The organism is Mesorhizobium hunchu (genome assembly GCF_040081975.1).
GTDB lineage: Bacteria > Pseudomonadota > Alphaproteobacteria > Rhizobiales > Rhizobiaceae > Mesorhizobium > Mesorhizobium hunchu.
Genome location: NZ_JBEBMG010000002.1, coordinates 104,768 through 124,804 on the forward strand (window position 1 = coordinate 104,768; position 20,037 = coordinate 124,804).

The window sequence follows — 20,037 nt, forward strand, 5'->3', positions numbered from 1 at the left end:
TCAGAACAGCGAGCCCTGCGTGCCGCCGTCCTTCGGCTTGGCTGCCGCCTTGGGCGCGGCTCTTTGCCCCGGGGCAGCCGCGCCGGTCGCCAGCACATGGGCGGTTCCGTCGGCGAAGCGAAGGTCGAGCGCCTCTCCGGGTTTTACGTCGGCCGCCCGCTTCACCAATTGGCCGGCCGGATCGAGCACCAGCGCGTAGCCGCGCTCGAGGATCGCCTGTTCCGACAATTGCAGCGTGGCAAGCAGCCGCTCTGCCTGGGTCAGTCGGGCGCGGAACTGGTCGAGACGGATGGCGACGGCCTGGTCGCGGCGCCGGTCGACGGCGGACAGCCGCTGGTTCGCCTGCTGCCACCGCTGCGCCGTCGGCTCGATGGACAGGCGGGCCTGCAATGCGGCGTAGGTCTGCCTGTGGCGGCGCAGGTTGGCGCGGGCGCATTTCGGCAACTGGTCGGCGGCGTGGCGCAAGGTGAGCCGCCGGTCGCCCACGACGCTCGAGAGAGCTCGAGCCGCCCGCAGAAAATCGCGTTGCAGGATCCTGCCGGTTTCCTCCAGACGCCGTTTCAGCGTCGCCGGCGTCAGCCGCAAGCCGGACAGATGCGCGCGCTTGTGCCTCACGCCGGCGTCGAGCGCGCGGCCCAATCGCCCCGTCGCCTCGTCGAAGCGCTGGCGCCGCACCGCCAGCAACTGATCGGGCGAGGGCAGCGCCCGCGCCGCGGCCCGCGCCGCCTGGCGCTTGCGGTCGATGCCGCGCGAGATGCAGGCGCCGAGACGTGCGGAAAGATTGGCCAGCGTCGCTTCCAGCTCCGCCTTCACCGGCACCGCCATCTCGGCCGCGCCCGTCGGCGTCGGCGCGCGCACGTCGGCGGCGAGGTCGATCAGCGTCCAGTCGGTCTCGTGGCCGACCGCCGAGATCACCGGAAGGTCGGAGGCCGCCACCGCGCGCGCCAGCGCCTCGTCGTTGAAGCCCCACAGATCCTCCAGGCTGCCGCCGCCGCGCGCCACGATGATGAGGTCCGGACGCGGCAGCGATCCGCCTTCGGGCAGGGCGTTGAACCCCTGGACGGCGTTCGTGACCTCTGCGCCCGCCGTCTCGCCCTGGACGCGCACCGGCCAGACGACGACATGCAGCGGAAAACGGTCGCGGATGCGGTGCAGGATATCGCGGATCACCGCGCCTGTCGGCGAGGTCACCACGCCGATCACGCGCGGCATGAACGGCAGGAGCTGCTTGCGCGCGGCCTCGAACAGGCCTTCGGCGGCCAGCCGCTGCTTGCGCTCCTCCAGCAGCGCCATCAGGGCGCCGACGCCGGCCGGCTCCAGATTGTCGATGACGATCTGGTAGTTCGACTTGCCGGGATAGGTGGTGAGCTTGCCGGTGGCGATCACCTCCATGCCCTCTTCAGGCCGGAATTTCAGCCGCGAGAACGTGCCCCTCCACACGACGGCGTCGAGCCGCGCGCGGTCGTCCTTCAGCGCGAAATAGGCATGGCCGGAGGAATGCGGGCCGCGATAGCCGGAAATCTCGCCGCGCACGCGCACGTGACCGAACTGGTCTTCGACCGTGCGCTTCAGCGCGCCGGAAATCTCGCTCACCGTATATTCGGCGGCATTGGTACGTGATTCGGCGACGGCTTCGCTCATGCGGGGATAGGGGGCCTCGCAACGGTGCGCGTCAAGTCCGGGCTGATCGGCGTCACCAGCTCGGCATGATCTGGTTCGGCTTGGACTTCTTCATCCTGGAGAAGGCCAGCCCGGCGAAATCGAAGCTGCCGGCCTCCTCCGCCATCGGCACCGTGATGTTGTCGAGGCTTTCCGATATGTGGCGCGCGATGGCGTCGACGATTTCCGGCCGGCTGGTCTGGCCGCGCATGATGCCGATGCGGCAGTCGGGCAGGGTGCCGAAGCCGTCGGCCTCACCGAGCACGCGCATGCCGGGTCTGAGCGCGCATTCGGGCAGCACCGAAATCGCCAGGCCGGACAGAACGGCGGCGGTGATGACGGTCGCCGAGAACGAGGTGAAGAGGATGCGGTAATCGCGCCCCATCTGGTCGAGAACGTCGCAGGCCGCGCGCCGCCAGATGCAGTTCGGCCGGCCGAAGGCCATCGGCAGCACGTCCTGCTCATGCGTGGCGTGGTTGGCCGACGTGACCCACAAAAGCGGTTCGCGCCGCACCACTTCCGACTGGCCGCGCGCGTCGTTGTGCGTGACCAGCGCAAGATCGAGATTGCCGCGCTTGATGTGTTCGACGAGGCCGGGCGTCGGCTCGCACACCACGGTTAGCTCGACATGGGGATTGGAGCGCGCGAAGCGGGCCATGATCTCGGGCAGGAAACGGTCGGCATAGTCGTCAGGCGTGCCGATGCGGATGGTGCCCTCCAGCCGCCGGTCGTCGAAGGCAGCCAGCGTCTCGCGGTTGAGGAACAAAAGCCGCCGCGCATAGGAGAGCAGCCGGTCGCCCTCTTCGGTCAGCCTGTTCGTGCGCCCGTCCTTTTCGAACAACGGCTTGCCGATCCGCTCCTCCAGCCGCCGCATCTGCATCGATACGGCCGACTGGGTCCGGTGCACTTCCTCCGCCGCACGGGTGAACGAGCCGGTGTCGGCGATCGAGATGAAGGTCTGCAACTGATCGAGGTCGAGCGGCGCTTTCATCGCATCCATCCATCATCATGATTGATGATAGAGATTAAAAACATTCGTTGGATTAATCAATCGCTCCATGAGAGATTCCGACCGTTCGCATGAAACCGTGAGACATGTGGTTCGGCTTCGGTCTGCCCCGATGCCGACAAGCGCATGGGCGTGGAAGAGGAAAGGAAAGCGCCATGACCGCCTACGAATTTGCCGCTGCCCCTTCGAGCAGGACCGCGCGCGCCGCCAGGCGCCTGCTGCGCGTCGTGGCCGACGCCTGGCGAGCCCTGATGAACCGCCGCGCCTTCTACCGGCTGGGAGAACTGTCCGATGCCGAACTTGCCGATATCGGGCTGACGCGGAGCGACCTGCACGTGGCCTTCGACGGGCCGTTCGGCAGCGATCCGACGGTGCGGCTGAGAGTGATCGCGGACGAGCGTTTCAACGCCGTCGAGGATTGCGCGCGCCGGGTGTCCTGAAGGTCCGCCGGTCTTGTTCAGGGAGACTCACCCCTGAAAGCATGAATTGTTTTCGCAGGCTCCCCACTCCCGCCGGTTTCCCCACCGGCTGCCTGCGCGCTGCCCGGTCCCGAAAGGGGCCGGGCTTTTTCACAGCCGCGACTTCACAGCCGCGACAGAGCGCTGACGGGCTCCGCCTTGGACCTGCGGCCCGGATGCCCGACAGGCCGGGCGATCACCGCGCCTTGCAGCAGCGAGCGGACCTTGCTGAGCGCCCGCACCGCGGTTCCGAGTGGCCACGGCAGCGGGTGTCGGCAGAAGGCGATTTTTCGTACATAGGCCGGCACATGCCACACGGCCGTCGTGCCGGCACGGAAGAGTGCCACGTCACCGGCGCGCAGGATGCGCGTCTGGTCGTTCGCCGTGCTCACCTCCACCTCACCGTCGAGGATATGGACCGTCTCGTCGATGCCGAAATGCCAGTTGAACGTTCCGGCGGTGCAATCCCAGACAGCGCTTGTCGCCGTGCCGTCGCTGGACTGCACGATCTGGCCGGCACGCGCCACCGGCGATCCCTCGATCACCCAGTCGGGATTGATCGGCGCGGGGGTCATGGCGACGGTGTCGACATGGGCGGCGTCTACGCTCTGGGCAGCCATCGGGATCCTCCGTTTCGCGCATCAAAGGCGGTCACGGTTAATCCGGGCTTAGGACGTTTCAGCCGCTGCCGGATGCGGTTAACGCCGCCCCAACGGGACCGGTCGGATTTTTACGATCCCGTTGACATCGGACGCCTGGAGCAGCGGGCGTTCTGATGAACGCAGTTCCACTGCTCCAGCCTGTTCTTCTTAGCCGCATTGTGCGGACGCCAGACGAGTCCGTCTGGCTGCAAAATGCTCCTAGCGGTTCCTGTCCATCCCCCGCAGGAACTGGTCGAAGACCGATCCCATGGTCTTCTCGTAATCGTCGCGCTGCTGCCGGCCGGTCTCGAACATCTTACCGAAGATGTCGTCATAGGGATTGCGCTGCTTGCCGCCAGGCTCCGCCTGTGGTTCCGGCTCCGGGGCCTGCGTGTGGCGCGGACGGGCCTGCCCGCCCTGCTGCTGTGCGCCGCCCAGCATGTCTTCCAGGATCTTGCCCCAGGGATTGTCGCCCAACGGGTTCTGGGGCTGCGGATTTTGCGAAGGTTGCGAACCGCCCTGCGATCCCGCCGCGCCGCCGAACATGTCCTGCAGCACCTTGCCGAGGGGATTGTTGCCGAGCGGGCCGAACGGATTCTGGCCTTGCGGTGCCTGCCCCGGTTGGCCCCGTCCCGGTTGCGCTTGCCCCGGCTGCTGGCCGCCCGCCATGCCGCCCTGCTTCATCATCTCCTCGATGATCTGGCCGAGCGGGTTGTTGGCGCCGCCGAAGCCGCCGGCCTGCGCATTCTGCATCTGCCCCGTCGACTGCTTGAACAGGCCGCCCATCACCATCGAGGCGATCACGGGAAGCATCTGCTGCAGGACCTGCTGACCGATGCCGGTGGCCTGCGCGGCCTGCGCCGCCACCGCGCGCGACAGGTCCTTCGAGCCGAAGAGTTGCCCCAATACGTCGTTTCCTTCCGTGCGGCCCTGCTGGGAGAAGGCTTTCGACGGATCGTCGAAATACTGGGCATGGTTGCCGCTTGCCAGTGCGGTCATGAACGTGCCGAGGCCGTAGGGGTCGGATGCATTGCGCTTCAATCCCTGGCTGAACGCCGGCAACAGCGCTTCCACCGCATGCTGCGCCTGTTCCTGCGAAAGATTGAACTGCCGGGCTAGCAATTCCATCCCGCGTCCGTTCTGGGATTGCGAGAGCATGTCGAACAAGGGAAGCATGTCGGTTCCTCCGAGGCACTGGGATTGCCGACTGTAAAGCCTTTCAACGGCATGTTGAAGGCTGAACGGCATTCGAAATGCCGGCTCGAATCGCTGGAAGGGGAGGGTGGACGCGGCAGACCGCTGCCTGAGCTATGCCCGAGCGATGCAAGGGCAATCGCCGCCGCGCCCCGGCAAGACTTATGTCAGCGGCGCGGACAGCGACAATGACGTTTTGTTTCAAGTTGAACGGAAACGTTTTGAATCAGTTTTGATCGCGGCTGTTTCCATTTTCCATAGAACCGCCTGTTAGGTGGGGTTCTCGGGGGCAAGGAGAAACATGCAGACCGATTTCACGACCTTGCGACAGTATCTGGAAGGCGCCTGGCTCCAGGTGCATGGCGACGATGAACTGGCCTCCCAGTTGCGCGAAGCGCTCGACCGGCTGATCGAGACCGTGGCCGTCGCGGAATGCAGTCGCCCGGCACAGCCCGCGACGGTGCTGCCCTTTCCCCGGCGCGCCCGTTCCTGATCCGAGAATCCTGGATCAGTAGGCGTATTCGAGGAAGACGGGCTCGATCGAACCGCCCCAGCGCGTGTGATAGGCGTTGACCATCTCCTGCGCGCTTGTTGTCCCGCGGGCCACCACCTCGTCCAGCGTGTTGAGGAACGAGGTCTCGTCATAGCCATCGCGGTTGAGCTTCGCCCGCCGCTTCAGCCCGTTGCGTGCAACAGCCAGCACGTCGCGCGCCACCTCGCGCAGCGTCGTGTTCCTGAACGACGTAGAAATGCCCTGCGCCGGCACGGCATCGCGCATCACCGCGACCTCGTCATAACTCCAGCTTGCGGTCATCGTCTCGGCCTCGTCCAGCGCGACAGCATCGTAGAGCAGACCGACCCAGAAGGCCGGCAACGCGCAGATGCGCCGCCACGGCCCGCCGTCGGCGCCGCGCATTTCGAGGAAGCGCTTGAGCCGCACGTCCGGGAACAACGTCGAAAGGTGGTTCGCCCAATCGCCCAGGGTCGGCAGGCCGTCGGGAATCTCGCTGCGCGCCGCGCCCGCCATGAACTGGCGGAACGTCATATGCGTCATGTCGTGATAGCGGCCGTCGCGGATGACGAAATACATCGGCACGTCGAGCGCCCACTCGACATAGTCGGCGAAGCCGAACTCGGGCGAGAAGCAGAATTCCTTGAGCCCGGAGCGCTGGTTGTCGGTATCGCGCCAGATGTCGCCGCGCCAGCTCTGGAAGCCGTTCGGCCGGCTGTCGGTGAATGGCGAATTGGCGAACAGCGCGGTGGCCAGCGGCTGCAGTTTCAGCGACACTTGCATCTTGCGCCGCATGTCGGTCTCGCTCTCGAAGTCGAGATTCACCTGGATGGTGCAGGTGCGGTACATCATGTCGAGGCCCTGGGTGCCGACCTTGGGCATGTAGCGCGTCATGATCTCGTAGCGCGACTTCGGCATTTTCGGCGTCTCGGAAAGCGTCCATTTCGGGCTGCCGCCGAGCCCGAGGAAGCGGATGCCGAGCGGCTCGGCGATCTCGCGCACCTGCGCCAGATGCGCGTTGCCCTCGCGGCAGGTCTGGTGGATCGTTTCCAGCGGCGCGCCCGAAAGCTCGAACTGGCCGCCGGGCTCGAGGCTGATCGCGCCCTGGCCGGTCGGTTCGACCAGGCCGATGATGCGCCCGTCGTCGAGGATCGGATCCCAGCCGAGCTTCTGCTGCATGCCCTCGAGGATCGAGCGGATGCCGTTCGCCCCCCCATAGGGCACAGGGGCGTTGCCGTCGACATAGAAGGGGAATTTCTCGTGCTCGGTGCCGATGCGCCACTTCTCGCGCGGCTTGTTGCCGGCGGCGAGATAGGCGACGAGGTCGTCGAGGCCTTCGACCGGGCTGTTGTCTGTCGTGTCGCGCGCCATCTCGGCCTCCACAAACGGCTCACGGCCGCCGCGCTAGATGGACGATTGCCCGCACCGCGATCAAGCGAAAAATCCTGAGCCAGCCGTCAACTGGATTTGATCGCATGAAGCTTTGTCGCCACGCTGCCTGTCGGCCCTGGCTCGAGTATCTGGGGGCGGGAGAGTGTGGAGAGATTTTTTGCGCACCCTTTCTCTTCGTCATCCTCGGCAAGCCCGAGCGCAGCGACGGGTGCGACCCGGGGATCCATGCCTGACCATTGGTGGCGGCCGGTGCGGTGCAGAATGAATCACCTTGTGCACTGCCTCATACGGCCAAATCGTTCCGGCATGGATCCTCGGGTCAGGCCCGAGGACGACGACGGTTGATGTGACGACGGACCGGGACGGCGAAGTGGCCGACTGTCCAGTCGGACAGCCCTCGGGCTCGGAAAACTACCAATCCCCCGCCGTTGCCTGGATGACGGCGAGTGCGGCCACCGCCGCCGTGTCGGCGCGCAGGATTCGCGGGCCGAGCGGGATGGCGGTCACGAAGGGCAGGGCCCTCAGCATCCGGCGCTCGTCGTCCGAAAAGCCGCCTTCGGGGCCGACGAGCAGGCCCAGTTTCTTTTCCGTGACCGCCTGCAAGGCCGGCAGCGGATTGTTGGTCGAGGCGTCCTCGTCGCAGAAGATCAGGCGACGTTCAGGATCCCATGCACCGAGCAGGCGCTCCAGCTTTTCACAGTCACGCACTTCCGGCACGGCGAGGATGCCGCATTGCTCCGCCGCCTCCACCACGTTCGCGCGCAGCCGGTCCAAGCCGGGCTTCGCCACTTGCGTGTGCCGGGTAATAACCGGCTGTAGCACGCCGGCGCCCATCTCGACCGCCTTCTGCACGAGGTAGTCGAGCCGCCCCTGCTTCAGCGGCGCGAAGCAGTAGAGGAGGTCCGGCAGGGCCGGCTGCGGCCGCTGCACGGCGCGCACAGTGAGCCGGACGCTTTTCTTCGTCTTTGCGCCGACCGCCGCTGCCCATTCACCGTCCCGGCCGTTGAAGACGAGCACTTCGGCACCCTCGGCCAGTCTCAGCACATTGAGGAGATAGTGGCTCTGCTGCGCAGAGGGCTCGATCTCGACGCCTTCGGCGAGGTCGTTCGGCACGAACAGCCGCTGCATTCTGTAATTGGCGCGCATGGCCGATCCATGCGGCAGGCCAAGCCGCCGGTCAAGGCCGCCGGTCAAGATCGCCGATGCGGCCGTGCCTCTTGAGAAACGAAGGCCGGCGGCCCTATGATTGCCCCGGGTGAGGGGAGTTCAGTCATGTTTCGCAGGTTCTTCCTGGTCGCCATATGCATGGCGATGGCCGGCTGTGGCGCGCAGATCGCGGCGATGAGCGGCATTGCGATCGTCGATCCGGGCCAGAAGGCGGCCGTCATGGCCAATATGAAGGCGGAAAACGATCCGTACGAGGGCGCGACCAAGATCACCGGCCCCGTCATCTTCCACGATCGCAACCTGCTCGGAAAAACCTATTCGGTCCGAAGCTGGATCAGCCCGAACAATCCGGCGCTGAACGACAGGTTCCAGATCTACGTGACAGCCAATTTCAACGAATGGGCGTTCCTCCAGCAGGCCTATGCGGACGGGCGCATGCTGGACACGTCGCAGATCAGCCGCGACGTCGGCTCGTGCTCAGGCTACGGCTGCAGCGTCTCCGAGACCGTCGGCATCAACTTCTCCGAAGCGGAACTGGCGCGCTATCGGACCAGCGGCCTGTCGTTCAAGATCGCCGGCAAGCGCCAGGATGTGATCATGACGATTCCCGGTCCCTACATCGATGCCGTCATCACCTTCCATGACGCGCAGCGCGGGCAGGGAGCAACAGCGCCGAAACCCTCCTGACAGTCATCCGGCGCTCGGATGCCAGGCCGGCCGGTAGCCTTGCCGCAGCACCGCGACGGTGGTCGGTGGCGTAAGCAGGACGAGATTGCAGTCTGCCAGAGAGGCGAAAGGCACTGGTTGGCCATATCCGGCGAAGGACCAGGGCAGGGCGCAATTGCCGCGCAGGGCGTAGGCCCGGCTGCCGTTCGCGATCATCGCGCCGTCCGGCAGGCCTGCGAGCGTCGCGGCGTCGACCACAGGAGGCCGGCCGCCCGAAGCTGCCCGTTCCGTGTGCAGTCCCTCGTCGAGCATCGGCGCGCGGGGTGCGTTGACGGCGAAGACCTTGCCGAAACGGTTGAGGAAATCCGCCGCCCGTTCGCGCCGGCAATGGAAGCAGGGGCGGTGTCCGGCCGAAAGTGCCGTCACCTCGTCGAGGAAGAACAGTTCCGTCCAGCCGGCGAGGCCCTGGCCGTTCGGCCCGCCGGGCCGGTTGCGGCCCATCGGTTCGCGCCGCCGGCCGCGAAACGCGCATTCGCAGATGATCCAGGCCTTGAGCGTCCAGCGCCTCTTGAGCAGCGTTCTGGTATCGGGATCATGGATGATGCCGCGGTTACCTAGGAAGAGGCCGCGTTCCGGGGTCGCGTGGATGGCGCCGAACGGGTCGACGCGGTTCTGCAGTGGCACAGGCGTTTCTCCTGCGTGACCGGGATGCCTCGGCTTGGCGTTGCCGTCCGCGCCATGATAACGCGGACATCTGTCCATTCCTGTCAGGATGCCGATGCGGGTGCTGGTCGTCCAGAACTATGACAATACCGGGCTCGGCCAGGTCGGCGCTGCGCTTGCCGAAGCACATGCCGAGATCGACCTGCGCCGTCCCTATCTCGGCGAGAGCCTGCCGGTGGACGCTTCCGCCCACGACGCGATGGTCGTTCTGGGCGGCGCCCAGAATGCACTCGCCGACGACGACTATCCCTACTTTCCTCACCTCCTTGACCTGACGCGCGATTTCGCCGCCAGGGATCGCGCCGTGCTCGGCATCTGCCTCGGCAGCCAGTTGATCGCGCGCGCCTTCGGCGGCGAGAACCGGGTCGGCGGTGCCGAGGAGTTCGGCTGGCAGGAGGTCGCGCTGACGCCTGAGGGCGAAACCGATGCCCTGCTGGCCGGCCTGCCGGGAAACTTTCCGGTTTTCCAGTGGCACGACGACCATTTTTCGCTGCCGTCGTCCGCCGTCCGTCTCGCCGGCAATGGCGTCGCCGAAAACCAGGCATACCGGATCAGCCGCGCCGTTTACGGCTTCCAGTTCCATTTCGAAGCAGACAGCCGGCTGGTGAGGGAATGGAGCGAGGCCTTCGCCGAGCTGATCGCGAAACGGCATCCGGGATGGCACGACAGGCTGGATGCCGAGATCGCTGGAAAGGGGAGCCGGTCCGACGCCGTCGGTCTGGCGATCGCGCGGGCCTGGGTCGCGACAATCTGAGCTTTCGCGGCGCCGAGGCCGCTCAACCTTCGGCGTCGTTGCAGTTCTGACACAGCCCGAAAAATCCGCTGTGAACAGGCGATTTCGCGCTTGGCGTGTGGCCGCCCGAAGGACTATGAGCGCGCTCGCTCTGTTTCGATCCGGTATCCGGGCCATCCGAAAAGCTGTTGCCCGCGCGACACAGGACCGAAACAGAACATGCCTAAGACCGCATCGTTGCCGAAACCATCGCGCAAGCGCCGCGTTCTCAACGCATTGGTAACTTCGCCCGTGCAGCGATTGCGTCGGGATGACTCGGGGATAATGACTGTGAAAGCTGCGTTCCTGTCTTTCGCCATGCTTGCCGCCATCGTGTTGTGCGGTCTTGGCATCTATGCGGCCGATGCCGCCAACAACCACAACGCCGTCGACGGCTATGGGGTCACCGCCTCGCTGCGCTGAACGGCACCGTTTTCGCTCACTTCGATGATGCTTTTGCCCGCGCCGGCCATCGCCAGCGCGGTGAGGCGTCCGCTCGACCAGGCGAGCGTGTCGATGTTGACGCGGTTGGGCATGATCTCGGCTTCCGGGCCGGGCGTGTGGCCGTGCACCACCAGTTTCGGATGAAGGTCGGGCGAGGTCAGGAACGGCTCGCGGATCCAGACGAGATCACGCTCCGACTGATTCTCCAGCGGGACGCCCGGCTTGATGCCGGCGTGGCAGAAGAAGAAGTCGCCGAAGCTCGCCGAGAAGGCGAGGCGATGGAGGAAGTCCATATGCGCCGATGGCATGGCCGCCGCCAGCGCCGCCGCGGCTTCCTGCGCACTGCCCTGTTCGATATCCACGCCGTAGGACCGTGCGGTGGCCGGTCCGCCATAGCGCGCGAACAGGCCGTTTAGATCGGGTTTCGCCAGGAAATCGAGCATTCCCAACTCGTGGTTGCCGGCGAGGAAGAGATTGCGCCGGTCGCGCCGGCCCGCCTCGACCAGGAACTCGATGACGCCGCTGCTGTCCGGCCCCCGGTCGACATAATCGCCGAGATGGACGATGCGCCAATCGGCCGGGCGGTCGCGCGCGATCTCGGCGGCAATCGCCTCGTGCATGGCGGCGAGCAGGTCGAGCCGGCCATGAATATCGCCGATGGCGTAGAGGGCCATGCCTGCGGGCGTTCTGGCGTCGAGGAAATGGATGCCGGTCACGAAATTCGCCGCTTGAAGTCTTCGATGGCCGGGACGTTACCGATGCAGCATGTCCTTGCCTACCGTGTTGATGTCGCGGCGACCGCACAGCGCCATCGTCATGTCGAGCTCTTTGCGGATGATCTCCAGCGCCCTGGTCACGCCCCTCTTGCCGTCGGCACCGAGCCCATAGAGGAACGGCCGGCCGATATAGGTGCCCTTGGCGCCGAGGCACAGCGCCTTCAGCACGTCCTGCCCGGAGCGGATGCCGCTGTCCATATGCACCTCGATGCGGTCGCCGACCTTGTCGACGATGCTTTCCAGCATCGAGATGGTGGACGGCGCCCCGTCGAGCTGGCGTCCGCCGTGATTGGAAACGATGAGGGCGTCCGCGCCGGTCTTGGCCGCCATCTCGGCATCCTCGGGATCGAGGATGCCCTTGAGGATCAGCTTGCCGCCCCAGCGCTCGCGGATCCACTCCACATCCTTCCACGACAGCGACGGGTCGAACTGCTCGTCGGTCCATGCCTTCAGCGAGGAGAGGTCGGTGACGCCCTTGGCGTGGCCGACGATGTTGCGGAAGGTGCGGCGCTGCGTGCCGAGCATCCCCATCACCCAGCGCGGACGGATCGCCATGTCGACGATGTTCTTCGGCGTCATCTTCGGCGGGGCGGAGAGGCCGTTGCGCAGGTCCTTGTGGCGCTGCGCCAGGATCTGCAGGTCGAGCGTCAGCACCAGTGCCGAGCACCCGGCCGCCTTGGCGCGGTCGATGAGGTTGTAGGCGAAGTCCTTGTCGCGCATGACGTAGAGCTGGAACCAGAACGGCTTCCTAGTCACCGACGCGACGTCCTCGATCGAGCAGATGCTCATGGTGGACAGCGTGAAGGGCACGCCGAACTCCTCGGCCGCCTGTGCCGCCAGCATCTCGCCGTCAGCATGCTGCATGCCCGTCGAGCCGGTCGGCGCCAGCGCCACCGGCATCGACACCGTCTCGCCGATCATGGTCGAGGCCAGCGAGCGGTTGTCCATATCCACCAGCACGCGCTGGCGGAATTTGATCTTATGGAAATCCTCCTCGTTGGCGCGGTAGGTGCTCTCCGTCCAGGCGCCCGAATCGGCATAGTCGAAGAACATGGTCGGCACGCGCCGGCGCGCCTGCCGCTTGAGGTCGTCGATGGTCAGTTGAAGGCTCATGGTCTGGGTTCCGGACTTCAGGATCGTTTGCGTTGCAATTCGTGTTCGCCGGCGCGCTGGCGCAGCCTCAGCCGCGAGACGCGCTGCCAGTCGCCGGTGCGCTCGGCTTCCGCCATCGAGCGCTCGACATAGGTGATATGATCCATCGCGGCCTTGCGCGCCGCCGCCGGATCGCCGGCCTTGACGGCGGCATGGATGACGCGGTGCTGGGCGAGAAGCGCGTCGCGCGCGCCGGGCAGGGAAAAGACCAGCAGCCGGTGGCGGAAAACGCCGTCCGACAGCAGCCGGTAGCAGGAGCGCAGTGTGTGCAGCAGGATGATATTGTGGGCGCATTCGCCCACCGCATGATGGAATTCGACGTCGACTTCCGCCTCGTCCTCGAAATCGCCGGAGCGGTGTGCTTCGTCCATGCGTGCCATGATGGCATCGAGCAGGGCGATGTCGTCGGGCGTCGCGCGCCGCGCCGCGTAGTCTGCGGCCATCCCTTCCATCTCGCGCCGGTATTCCAGGTAGTCCGAAGCGGCCTTGGGATGGGTGGAGAACAGATCCATGACCGGCCGCGAGAAGACCTCGCCGATCACGTCGGCGACATAGGTCCCGCCGCCGTGCCGGGTCGCCAGCAGGCCGCGGGTCTCGAGCGTCTTGAGCGCATCACGCAGGATCGGCCGCGACACCTCGAACTGGCGCGCCAGTTCCCGCTCGCCGGGCAGCCGGTCGCCGACGCGCAGCACGCCTTCGAGGATCAACCCCTCGATCTGCCCCACCACCTCGTCGGCGGTACGCGAATGCTCGATGCGGGAAAAGATGTCGCCCAACGGGTTTGCCTGCAAAACGGGATGTGCCAGCGAGGATAAGGGCAAGTCCGCCAACTGGTCAATTAATTTATCCAGTTTGTGTGCGCCATGCCGGTCCGGCATGGCACCGTAATGCGGGAACGCGACGATCCTTGCGTTTGCCCGACCCGTGGATTGACCCTAGAGGGGATACCGCGCAGGCAACGGTCGTATCGGGGGACCAGCCGTGACAGACAAGGCATCGAATCTGGAATTCAGGCCGCGCGCCGCCGGCGCGGTGATGGGCTTTCCCGCCCATGAAGGCAGGCCCGGCGCACTGGGCGAGGTGCATGCACGCCCGCATCCACTGGTCGCCGCGCCGCGCGTGCTTGTGCAGCTTTCCTTCATGACCGAGGCAGGCGCGGCGGTGGATCATGCCGTGCTGTCGGAACTGTCGCGCCGGCTCGGCGTGGCCGCTCCCGACCGGCAGGCCCGCCACCATGCGATGAAATGGGGCAACGGCACCCTGCGCTGGGAGCGCCATACCGAGTTCTCGACTTATCTGTGGGAAGGGCCGCTCGGCGCCGGCAAGGCGCGCGAGGAGTCGCCCTTCGGCAACGGCTTCTCGCCGCCCGGCACCGTGATCTCCGGCATAAGGCTGGAGATCCGGAAGTGGACGCCAGCGGCGGAAAAGCTCGTTGCCGCCTTCGACCCGACCAGCCTGTGCTATTCGCTGGTCGAGCGCGGCAAGGCGGCGATCGTCACCGACTTCCGCCAGGACGGCGACGGGCTGACGCGCATGCTGGTGCTCGACCGGGGCCTGACGCCGGCCAGCACCGGCGCGCTCTGCCAGAGGCTGATCGATGTCGAGACCTATCGCACCCTTGCGGTGATGGGCCTGCCGCTGGCACTTTCCATGTCGGCCCGCGCGCGCCGCATCGAGGACAGGCTGGCCGTCATCACCAGCGAGATGAAGGTCGTGGAGACGCGCGACAACCAGACGCTGCTGGCCGACCTCACCGAACTGGCAGCGGAATTGGAGGCCGACGCGGCGTCCAGCCTCTACCGCTTCGGCGCCAGCCGCGCCTATGACGGCATCGTGCGCGAGCGGCTGGAAGCGCTCGACGAGCAATCCGTGCCCGGCTACGACACCTGGGCCGGCTTCCTGCAGCGCCGCGTCGCGCCGGCCATGCGCACCTGCCGCTCGGTCGAGGAGCGCCAGGCGAACCTGTCCAGAAAACTGACCCGCGCCACCACGCTCCTACGCACCTGGGTGGATGTCGAAGTGGAAAAGCAGAACCGCGACCTACTCGCCTCCATGAACAATCGCGCGCGCCTGCAACTGCGCCTGCAGCAGACCGTCGAGGGCCTGTCGGTGGCGGCGGTGTCCTATTACGTGGTCGGTCTCATCGGCTATCTCGCCAAGGGCAGCACTTCGGTCTTCGGCCATGCTGTTGCGCCCGAAGCGGTCACCGCGGTCAGTGTGCCGGTGGTGGTGCTCTTGGTATGGTGGGGCGTGAGGCGCGTCCAGCGGGCGCATTCCGAACATGGCAGGGCGGCGGGCGAATAGGGCGGCTTTCCGTTCCTTTGAGAGCATAGCCATCGCTGCCGCGCACCCCCACCCCTATCCCCTCCCCACAAGGGGGAGGGAGACACCGACACCATCGTTTCGCCCAAGATCGCCAGCACCGGCGCAGGGTAGCGCCGTTGCAAAAATCCCCCTCCCCCTTGTGGGGAGGGGATAGGGGTGGGGGTGCTCGCCCGTTGCGATCGGGAACCCCCATCCGCGATCAGGCACTCCATCCGCGACAGCCTGCCCTCATGAAAGCATCGCGGCCAATTGCCGCTGCGGAAAGCGGCGCCGTCCGTCGCTTCCAGCTTCGCCCAAAGCCGCATTTGCAAGCGGTGCCGGTCACTGGTAAAAGCTTTTTACCAGTTTGGCGGAAGGATCATTCATGTCCGGCCTCGTCATGCCGAAGGCTGATAGCGAAACGCTTGCCCGCCGCGCGGAAATCGTCGCGGACCTCAGCGCCATCGTGCCGGGTGAGGGCGTGGTGGACGCCGTCAACGAGATGCGCGCCTTCGAGAGCGACGGGCTGACCGCCTACCGCCAGCTTCCACTGGTGGTGGTCCTGCCGGAAACGGTCGCGCAGGTCTCGCGCGTGCTGAAATACTGCAACGAGCGCAATATCCGCGTCGTCCCGCGCGGTTCCGGCACCTCGCTGTCGGGCGGCGCGCTGCCGCTGGAAGACGCCGTGCTGCTGGTGATGAGCCGCTTCAACCGCATCCTTGCCATCGACTATCCCAACCGTGTCGTCGTAGCGCAGCCTGGCGTCACCAATCTCGGCATCACCCGCGCGGTCGAGGAGGAGGGCTTCTACTACGCGCCCGATCCGTCCTCGCAGATCGCCTGTTCCATCGGCGGCAACGTGGCGGAGAATTCCGGCGGCGTGCACTGCCTGAAATACGGCCTGACCGCCAACAACGTGCTGGGCATCGAGATGGTGCTGATGGACGGCGAGGTGGTGCGGCTTGGCGGCCGGCATCTCGACAGCGAAGGCTATGATCTGCTGGGCGTCATGACCGGCTCGGAAGGGCTGCTCGGCGTCGTCACCGAGGTCACGGTGCGCATCCTCAAGAAACCGGACACGGCTCGCGCCCTTTTGATCGGCTTCCCGACCAGCGAGCAGGGCGGCCAGTGCGTGGCCGACATCATCGGTGCCGGCATCATTCCCGGCGGCATGGAGATGATGGACCGGCCGGCCATCCACGCCGCCGAGGATTTCGTCAACGCCGGCTATCCGCTCGACTGCGAGGCGCTGCTGATCGTCGAGCTGGACGGGCCGGAGGTCGAGGTCAATCACCTGATCGGCGAGGTCGAGGCGATCGCGCTCCGCAACGGCTCGACCACCTGCCGCATCTCACAGGACGAGGACGAGCGGCTGGCTTTCTGGGCCGGGCGCAAGGCGGCGTTCCCGGCGGTCGGCCGCATCTCGCCCGACTACTACTGCATGGACGGCACCATCCCACGCAAGGAACTGCCGAAGGTCCTGCACGGCATGAAGGAACTGTCGGAAAAATACGGGCTCGGCGTCGCCAACGTCTTCCATGCCGGGGACGGCAATCTGCACCCGCTGATCCTCTACGACGCCAACAGGCCGGGCGAACTTGAAAAGGCGGAAGCCTTCGGCGCCGACATATTGCGCCTGTGCGTGCATGTCGGAGGCGTGCTGACCGGAGAACACGGCGTTGGCGTGGAAAAGCGCGACCTGATGCCGGAAATGTTCAACGAAACCGACCTCGACCAGCAGATGCGGGTCAAATGCGCCTTCGACCCCGGCCATCTGCTCAACCCGGGAAAAGTGTTTCCGCAACTGAGACGATGTGCGGAACTGGGGCGGATGCACGTGCACAAGGGACAAGTGGCGTTTCCGGATATTCCGAGGTTTTGATGATGCGAGCGCCAGTGTTTTTCCTCCCCCTTGAGGGGGTCCGAAGGACGGCCGCGAAGCGGCCGGGAGGGGTCGACGAGGCGTCGAGAGGCCTACCGGCGTCCCGCGCTGCCGCAGCGACCCCCTCTGGCTGCTGCGCAGCCATCTCCCCCTCGAGGGGGGAGAAAAGGTCTGCGCCATGACCATCTTCGCCCCCACCTCCGCTGCCGAAACGCTTTCCGCCGTCCAATGGGCAGTGTCGGAGGAAGCGCCGCTGGAAATCGTCGGCCACGGTTCCAAGCGTGAGATCGGCCGGCCGCCCCAGACTGGGCACACGCTGGACCTCTCTAAGCTTTCCGGTGTCACTCTCTACGAGCCGGCCGAACTGGTGCTGTCCGCAAAGGCCGGCACGCCGCTGGCCGAGATCGAAAAGCTGCTGGCCGAGAACGGTCAGCAATTCGCCTTCGAGCCGATGGACTATGGCCCGCTGCACGGCCACGCAGCGGGGCGCGGCACGATCGGCGGCGTGCTGGCGGCGAATGTTTCCGGCCCACGGCGGCTCAAGGCGGGCGCCGCGCGCGACCATGTCCTCGGCATCCATGCCGTGTCGGGGCGCGGCGAGGCCTTCAAGTCGGGCGGCCGTGTGGTCAAGAACGTCACCGGCTACGATCTGTCGAAGGCGATGGCGGGGTCATGGGGAACGCTGGGCGTGGTGACCGACGTCACCTTCAAGGTGCTGCCGGCGGCCGAGACCGAGACGACGCTCGCGATACGTGGCCTCTACGACGAGCAGGCGGCCGCCGCCATGGCGCTTGCCCTGGGTTCCAGCGCCGAGGTCTCCAGCGCCGCGCACCTGCCCTATCCGTCCGTGGCGCGCGTCAATGGCGGCCGCTTCGGCAGCGAGTCCGCCACGCTGCTGCGCGTCGAGGGCTTCGCGCCCTCGGTGGCGGCGCGGCTTGAGATGCTGAAAGGCCTGCTGAAGCACGCGGGAGCGCTGGAGGAGATTTCCGGCGAGAAGTCCGGGGCCCTGTGGCGGGACGTGCGCGATTGCGCGCCGTTCGCCGGTCCGGACGAGCGCCCGGTCTGGCGCGTCTCGATGGCGCCTGCGGATTGTCACGACATGGTCATGACGCTGCGCCGGCAGACGGCGGTCGACGTCTTCTACGACTGGCAGGGCGGACTGGCCTGGCTGCGCATGGAGGCCGGCGAACCGGAGGCGAACCTGGTGCGCGCTCTGGTCCGCCAGCAGGGCGGCGGCCACGCGACGCTGGTGCGCGCGACGCCTGCCGACCGCGCGGCAATACCGGTTTTCCAGCCGCAGCCGCCCGCGCTGGCAGCGCTATCGGCTAGGCTGAAAGAGCAATTCGATCCGAAGAACATCCTCAACCCCGGCCGCATGGCCTAGGCAGACATCATGCAGACCAATTTCACGTCCGAGCAGCTTGCCGACCCGCATGTGGCGGAGTCCGAAAGCATTCTGCGCAAATGCGTGCATTGCGGCTTCTGCACCGCCACCTGCCCGACCTATGTGACGCTGGGCAACGAACTCGACAGTCCGCGCGGCCGCATCTACCTCATCAAGGACATGCTGGAGGCCGGCCGGCCGGCGGATAAGGAAATCGTCACCCATATCGACCGCTGCCTGTCCTGCCTCGCCTGCATGACGACATGCCCGTCGGGCGTGAATTATATGCATCTGGTCGATCATGCCCGCGCCCATATCGAGGCGACCTACAAACGGCCGCTGCCCGACCGTCTGGTGCGCGGTTTGCTGGCCTTCGTGCTGCCCTATCCGGCGCGGTTCCGCGCCGCGCTGAAGCTGGCGAAGCTCGGCCGTCCCTTCGCAGGGCTGTTCGAGGGTACGGCGCTGAAGCCGCTGGCTGCCATGCTGCGGCTCGCGCCGAAATCGGTTCCCGCCGCCTCGCCGGTGTCGCGTCCGGGCAGGCACGCGCCGAAAGGCGAGTGCAAGGGGCGCGTCGCGTTGCTCACCGGCTGCGCGCAATCGGTGCTCGATCCCGCCATCAACGAGGCGACGGTTTCGCTGCTGACGCGGTTGGGCATCGAGGTGGTGGTGCCGCAAGGCGAAGGCTGCTGCGGTTCGCTTACCCACCATATGGGCAGGGAGGCGGCGGCGCTCGCCTCCGCCCGCCGCAACGTCGACGCCTGGACGCGCGAGATCGAGAACGGCGGGCTGGATGCCATCGTCATCACGGCGTCCGGCTGCGGCACCACGATCAAGGATTATGGTTTCATGCTGCGCCTCGACCCGGCCTATGCGGAGAAGGCGGCGAGGGTATCGGCGCTGGCGAAGGACGTGACGGAATATCTTTCGTCGCTCGACCTGCCGGAGCCGGCGGCGAAGCCGCATATGGTCGTGGCCTATCATTCGGCCTGTTCGATGCAGCACGGCCAGAAGATCACGCGCCAGCCGAAAGCGCTTCTGGCCCATGCCGGCTTTACCGTGCGCGAGCCGCGCGAGGGGCATCTGTGCTGCGGCTCGGCCGGCACCTACAACATGCTGCAGCCGGAGATTTCGGCGCGGCTGCGTGATCGCAAGGTGAAGAACATCGAGGCGACCGGCGCCGAGGCCGTCGCCACTGGCAATATCGGCTGCATCACCCAGATCGCCTCGGCGGCCCGAATGCCGGTCGTGCATACGGTGCAACTGCTCGACTGGGCTTATGGCGGGCGAAGGCCCGCCGGCTTGCCACGCGAGCGCCCATCGGGCGCATAGATCCGGAGAGCGCCGGGCCGCTGCCACGAAGTGGCCCGGGGCCGGGCGCCTGCCTTCCCCGCCTACTTCACCACGAGGACCGGAACCTCCGCGAGCGCCAGCACTTCCGCCGTCTGGCTGCCCAGCACCAGGCGCGAGACCCCGCGCCGTCCGTGCGAGGCCATGACGATCAGTTGCGCCCCGTGCTCCGCCGCCGTCTGCAAAATGCCGTCGGCCGGCCGGGCTTCCGAGACATGCACGGTCGCGGCCTCGACGCCGAGCTTGTCGGCTGCCGCCTTGATCTCCTGCAAAAGCTTCCCGGCGCTGTCCTTCTGCGCCGCATAGTAGCTGTTCACCTCTTCCTCGGACGGAATCCAGCCGGCGCCCAGTGCCATTCCCGGCACCGGATAGGGGTCGGTCACCGTCACCACGGTCACCTTGGCGCCGAGGTCCTTGGCGAGCGCGAGCGCGTAGCTCACGCCCTTCTGCGCGGTTTCGGACCCGTCCGTGGGGATCAGGATGTGCTGGTGCATGATTGTCTCCTGGAGCTTGACGTCGTGCCTCGATATGGGCGCCGACGCTTGATCGCTTCTTG

Annotated in this window: 20 protein-coding genes; 9 read left to right on the plus strand and 11 right to left on the minus strand. The window is 66.4% G+C overall.

All coding sequences use genetic code 11. The features are described from left to right. Nucleotides 1-1,641 carry an exodeoxyribonuclease VII large subunit gene (xseA, locus tag ABMA46_RS04020; protein WP_348998028.1) on the minus strand — a complete coding sequence of 547 codons (1,641 nt, stop codon included), beginning with the start codon at nt 1,639-1,641 and terminating at the stop codon, nt 1-3. A gap of 52 nt (nt 1,642-1,693) precedes the next feature. Further along, entirely contained in the window at nt 1,694-2,650 is a 957-nt protein-coding gene (locus ABMA46_RS04025) for a LysR substrate-binding domain-containing protein (protein WP_348998029.1), read from the minus strand. Nucleotides 2,651-2,823: 173 nt separating this feature from the next. On the opposite strand from ABMA46_RS04025, the gene ABMA46_RS04030 reads away from it, so the two are divergent. Continuing rightward, nucleotides 2,824-3,108 carry a DUF1127 domain-containing protein gene (locus ABMA46_RS04030; protein ID WP_348998030.1) on the plus strand — a complete coding sequence of 95 codons (285 nt, stop codon included), beginning with the start codon at nt 2,824-2,826 and terminating at the stop codon, nt 3,106-3,108. 143 nt (nt 3,109-3,251) lie between these two features. Here ABMA46_RS04030 and ABMA46_RS04035 read toward each other — a convergent pair whose 3' ends face one another. Continuing rightward, the gene (locus tag ABMA46_RS04035) at nt 3,252-3,746 is read right to left on the minus strand and encodes a cupin domain-containing protein (RefSeq protein WP_348998031.1); all 495 of its coding nucleotides are present in this window, start codon (nt 3,744-3,746) and stop codon (nt 3,252-3,254) included. Nucleotides 3,747-3,986: 240 nt separating this feature from the next. After that, entirely contained in the window at nt 3,987-4,943 is a 957-nt protein-coding gene (locus ABMA46_RS04040) for a DUF937 domain-containing protein (protein ID WP_348998032.1), read from the minus strand. Between the two features lie 319 nt (nt 4,944-5,262). On the opposite strand from ABMA46_RS04040, the gene ABMA46_RS04045 reads away from it, so the two are divergent. Beyond that, nucleotides 5,263-5,454 carry a hypothetical protein gene (locus ABMA46_RS04045; protein ID WP_348998033.1) on the plus strand — a complete coding sequence of 64 codons (192 nt, stop codon included), beginning with the start codon at nt 5,263-5,265 and terminating at the stop codon, nt 5,452-5,454. Nucleotides 5,455-5,469: 15 nt separating this feature from the next. Here ABMA46_RS04045 and ABMA46_RS04050 read toward each other — a convergent pair whose 3' ends face one another. Further along, on the minus strand, nt 5,470-6,843 hold the full coding sequence (locus ABMA46_RS04050; RefSeq protein ID WP_348998034.1) for a glutamate--cysteine ligase: 1,374 nt from the start codon (nt 6,841-6,843) through the stop codon (nt 5,470-5,472). 432 nt (nt 6,844-7,275) lie between these two features. Next, the gene (locus ABMA46_RS04055; RefSeq protein ID WP_348998035.1) at nt 7,276-8,010 is read right to left on the minus strand and encodes a 16S rRNA (uracil(1498)-N(3))-methyltransferase; all 735 of its coding nucleotides are present in this window, start codon (nt 8,008-8,010) and stop codon (nt 7,276-7,278) included. A 126-nt stretch (nt 8,011-8,136) separates the two neighbouring features. Between ABMA46_RS04055 and ABMA46_RS04060 the strand changes: the two genes are divergently transcribed. Further along, nucleotides 8,137-8,718 (plus strand): hypothetical protein, encoded by a 582-nt coding sequence (locus tag ABMA46_RS04060; protein WP_348998036.1) that lies wholly within the window; start codon nt 8,137-8,139, stop codon nt 8,716-8,718. A 3-nt stretch (nt 8,719-8,721) separates the two neighbouring features. Here the strand turns inward: ABMA46_RS04060 and ABMA46_RS04065 are convergent, their stop codons facing one another. Continuing rightward, nucleotides 8,722-9,381, minus strand: a complete 660-nt coding sequence (locus tag ABMA46_RS04065; protein ID WP_348998037.1) for a hypothetical protein — start codon at nt 9,379-9,381, stop codon at nt 8,722-8,724. 94 nt (nt 9,382-9,475) lie between these two features. Here ABMA46_RS04065 and ABMA46_RS04070 point away from each other — a divergent pair, with 94 nt between their 5' ends. Then, nucleotides 9,476-10,174, plus strand: a complete 699-nt coding sequence (locus ABMA46_RS04070; RefSeq protein ID WP_348998038.1) for a type 1 glutamine amidotransferase — start codon at nt 9,476-9,478, stop codon at nt 10,172-10,174. 303 nt (nt 10,175-10,477) lie between these two features. Beyond that, nucleotides 10,478-10,615 carry a hypothetical protein gene (locus tag ABMA46_RS04075; protein WP_348998039.1) on the plus strand — a complete coding sequence of 46 codons (138 nt, stop codon included), beginning with the start codon at nt 10,478-10,480 and terminating at the stop codon, nt 10,613-10,615. Here ABMA46_RS04075 and ABMA46_RS04080 read toward each other — a convergent pair. From ABMA46_RS04080 to ABMA46_RS04090, 3 genes are all read right to left on the minus strand, one after another. Next, on the minus strand, nt 10,588-11,310 hold the full coding sequence (locus tag ABMA46_RS04080) for a metallophosphoesterase (RefSeq protein WP_425475697.1): 723 nt from the start codon (nt 11,308-11,310) through the stop codon (nt 10,588-10,590). The two genes, ABMA46_RS04075 and ABMA46_RS04080, sit on opposite strands and share 28 nt — an antisense overlap. 78 nt (nt 11,311-11,388) lie before the next feature. Beyond that, the gene (locus tag ABMA46_RS04085; RefSeq protein ID WP_348998041.1) at nt 11,389-12,525 is read right to left on the minus strand and encodes an alpha-hydroxy acid oxidase; all 1,137 of its coding nucleotides are present in this window, start codon (nt 12,523-12,525) and stop codon (nt 11,389-11,391) included. Between the two features lie 17 nt (nt 12,526-12,542). Next, nucleotides 12,543-13,340 carry a FadR/GntR family transcriptional regulator gene (locus tag ABMA46_RS04090; protein ID WP_348998042.1) on the minus strand — a complete coding sequence of 266 codons (798 nt, stop codon included), beginning with the start codon at nt 13,338-13,340 and terminating at the stop codon, nt 12,543-12,545. Between the two features lie 205 nt (nt 13,341-13,545). On the opposite strand from ABMA46_RS04090, the gene ABMA46_RS04095 reads away from it, so the two are divergent. The 4 genes from ABMA46_RS04095 to glcF all read left to right on the plus strand — a co-directional run bounded on the left by ABMA46_RS04095 (nt 13,546) and on the right by glcF (nt 19,463). Further along, nucleotides 13,546-14,868: a DUF3422 family protein gene (locus tag ABMA46_RS04095; protein WP_348998043.1), complete on the plus strand. Its 1,323-nt coding sequence runs from the start codon at nt 13,546-13,548 to the stop codon at nt 14,866-14,868. A gap of 385 nt (nt 14,869-15,253) precedes the next feature. Continuing rightward, nucleotides 15,254-16,750, plus strand: a complete 1,497-nt coding sequence (locus ABMA46_RS04100) for an FAD-linked oxidase C-terminal domain-containing protein (RefSeq protein ID WP_348998044.1) — start codon at nt 15,254-15,256, stop codon at nt 16,748-16,750. A gap of 178 nt (nt 16,751-16,928) precedes the next feature. Continuing rightward, a complete protein-coding gene (gene glcE / locus ABMA46_RS04105; protein ID WP_348998045.1) occupies nt 16,929-18,134 on the plus strand; it encodes a glycolate oxidase subunit GlcE in 1,206 nt (401 codons plus the stop codon). A 9-nt stretch (nt 18,135-18,143) separates the two neighbouring features. Continuing rightward, complete coding sequence (gene glcF / locus ABMA46_RS04110; RefSeq protein ID WP_348998046.1) at nt 18,144-19,463, plus strand: glycolate oxidase subunit GlcF; 1,320 nt, start codon at nt 18,144-18,146, stop codon at nt 19,461-19,463. Between the two features lie 62 nt (nt 19,464-19,525). Here the strand turns inward: glcF and ABMA46_RS04115 are convergent, their stop codons facing one another. Next, nucleotides 19,526-19,975 carry a universal stress protein gene (locus ABMA46_RS04115; RefSeq protein ID WP_348998047.1) on the minus strand — a complete coding sequence of 150 codons (450 nt, stop codon included), beginning with the start codon at nt 19,973-19,975 and terminating at the stop codon, nt 19,526-19,528. Between the last annotated feature and the right edge of the window lie 62 nt (nt 19,976-20,037).

Bases quoted from the DNA above. Each gene is read 5' to 3' on its own strand.
- xseA (WP_348998028.1), bottom strand. From the start codon at position 1,641: ATGAGCGAAGCCGTCGCCGAATCACGTACCAATGCCGCCGAATATACG.
- ABMA46_RS04025 (WP_348998029.1), bottom strand. From the start codon at position 2,650: ATGAAAGCGCCGCTCGACCTCGATCAGTTGCAGACCTTCATCTCGATC.
- ABMA46_RS04030 (WP_348998030.1), top strand. From the start codon at position 2,824: ATGACCGCCTACGAATTTGCCGCTGCCCCTTCGAGCAGGACCGCGCGC.
- ABMA46_RS04035 (WP_348998031.1), bottom strand. From the start codon at position 3,746: ATGGCTGCCCAGAGCGTAGACGCCGCCCATGTCGACACCGTCGCCATG.
- ABMA46_RS04040 (WP_348998032.1), bottom strand. From the start codon at position 4,943: ATGCTTCCCTTGTTCGACATGCTCTCGCAATCCCAGAACGGACGCGGG.
- ABMA46_RS04045 (WP_348998033.1), top strand. From the start codon at position 5,263: ATGCAGACCGATTTCACGACCTTGCGACAGTATCTGGAAGGCGCCTGG.
- ABMA46_RS04050 (WP_348998034.1), bottom strand. From the start codon at position 6,843: ATGGCGCGCGACACGACAGACAACAGCCCGGTCGAAGGCCTCGACGAC.
- ABMA46_RS04055 (WP_348998035.1), bottom strand. From the start codon at position 8,010: ATGCGCGCCAATTACAGAATGCAGCGGCTGTTCGTGCCGAACGACCTC.
- ABMA46_RS04060 (WP_348998036.1), top strand. From the start codon at position 8,137: ATGTTTCGCAGGTTCTTCCTGGTCGCCATATGCATGGCGATGGCCGGC.
- ABMA46_RS04070 (WP_348998038.1), top strand. From the start codon at position 9,476: ATGCGGGTGCTGGTCGTCCAGAACTATGACAATACCGGGCTCGGCCAG.
- ABMA46_RS04075 (WP_348998039.1), top strand. From the start codon at position 10,478: ATGACTGTGAAAGCTGCGTTCCTGTCTTTCGCCATGCTTGCCGCCATC.
- ABMA46_RS04080 (WP_425475697.1), bottom strand. From the start codon at position 11,310: ATGGCCCTCTACGCCATCGGCGATATTCATGGCCGGCTCGACCTGCTC.
- ABMA46_RS04085 (WP_348998041.1), bottom strand. From the start codon at position 12,525: ATGAGCCTTCAACTGACCATCGACGACCTCAAGCGGCAGGCGCGCCGG.
- ABMA46_RS04100 (WP_348998044.1), top strand. From the start codon at position 15,254: ATGTCCGGCCTCGTCATGCCGAAGGCTGATAGCGAAACGCTTGCCCGC.
- glcE (WP_348998045.1), top strand. From the start codon at position 16,929: ATGACCATCTTCGCCCCCACCTCCGCTGCCGAAACGCTTTCCGCCGTC.
- glcF (WP_348998046.1), top strand. From the start codon at position 18,144: ATGCAGACCAATTTCACGTCCGAGCAGCTTGCCGACCCGCATGTGGCG.
- ABMA46_RS04115 (WP_348998047.1), bottom strand. From the start codon at position 19,975: ATGCACCAGCACATCCTGATCCCCACGGACGGGTCCGAAACCGCGCAG.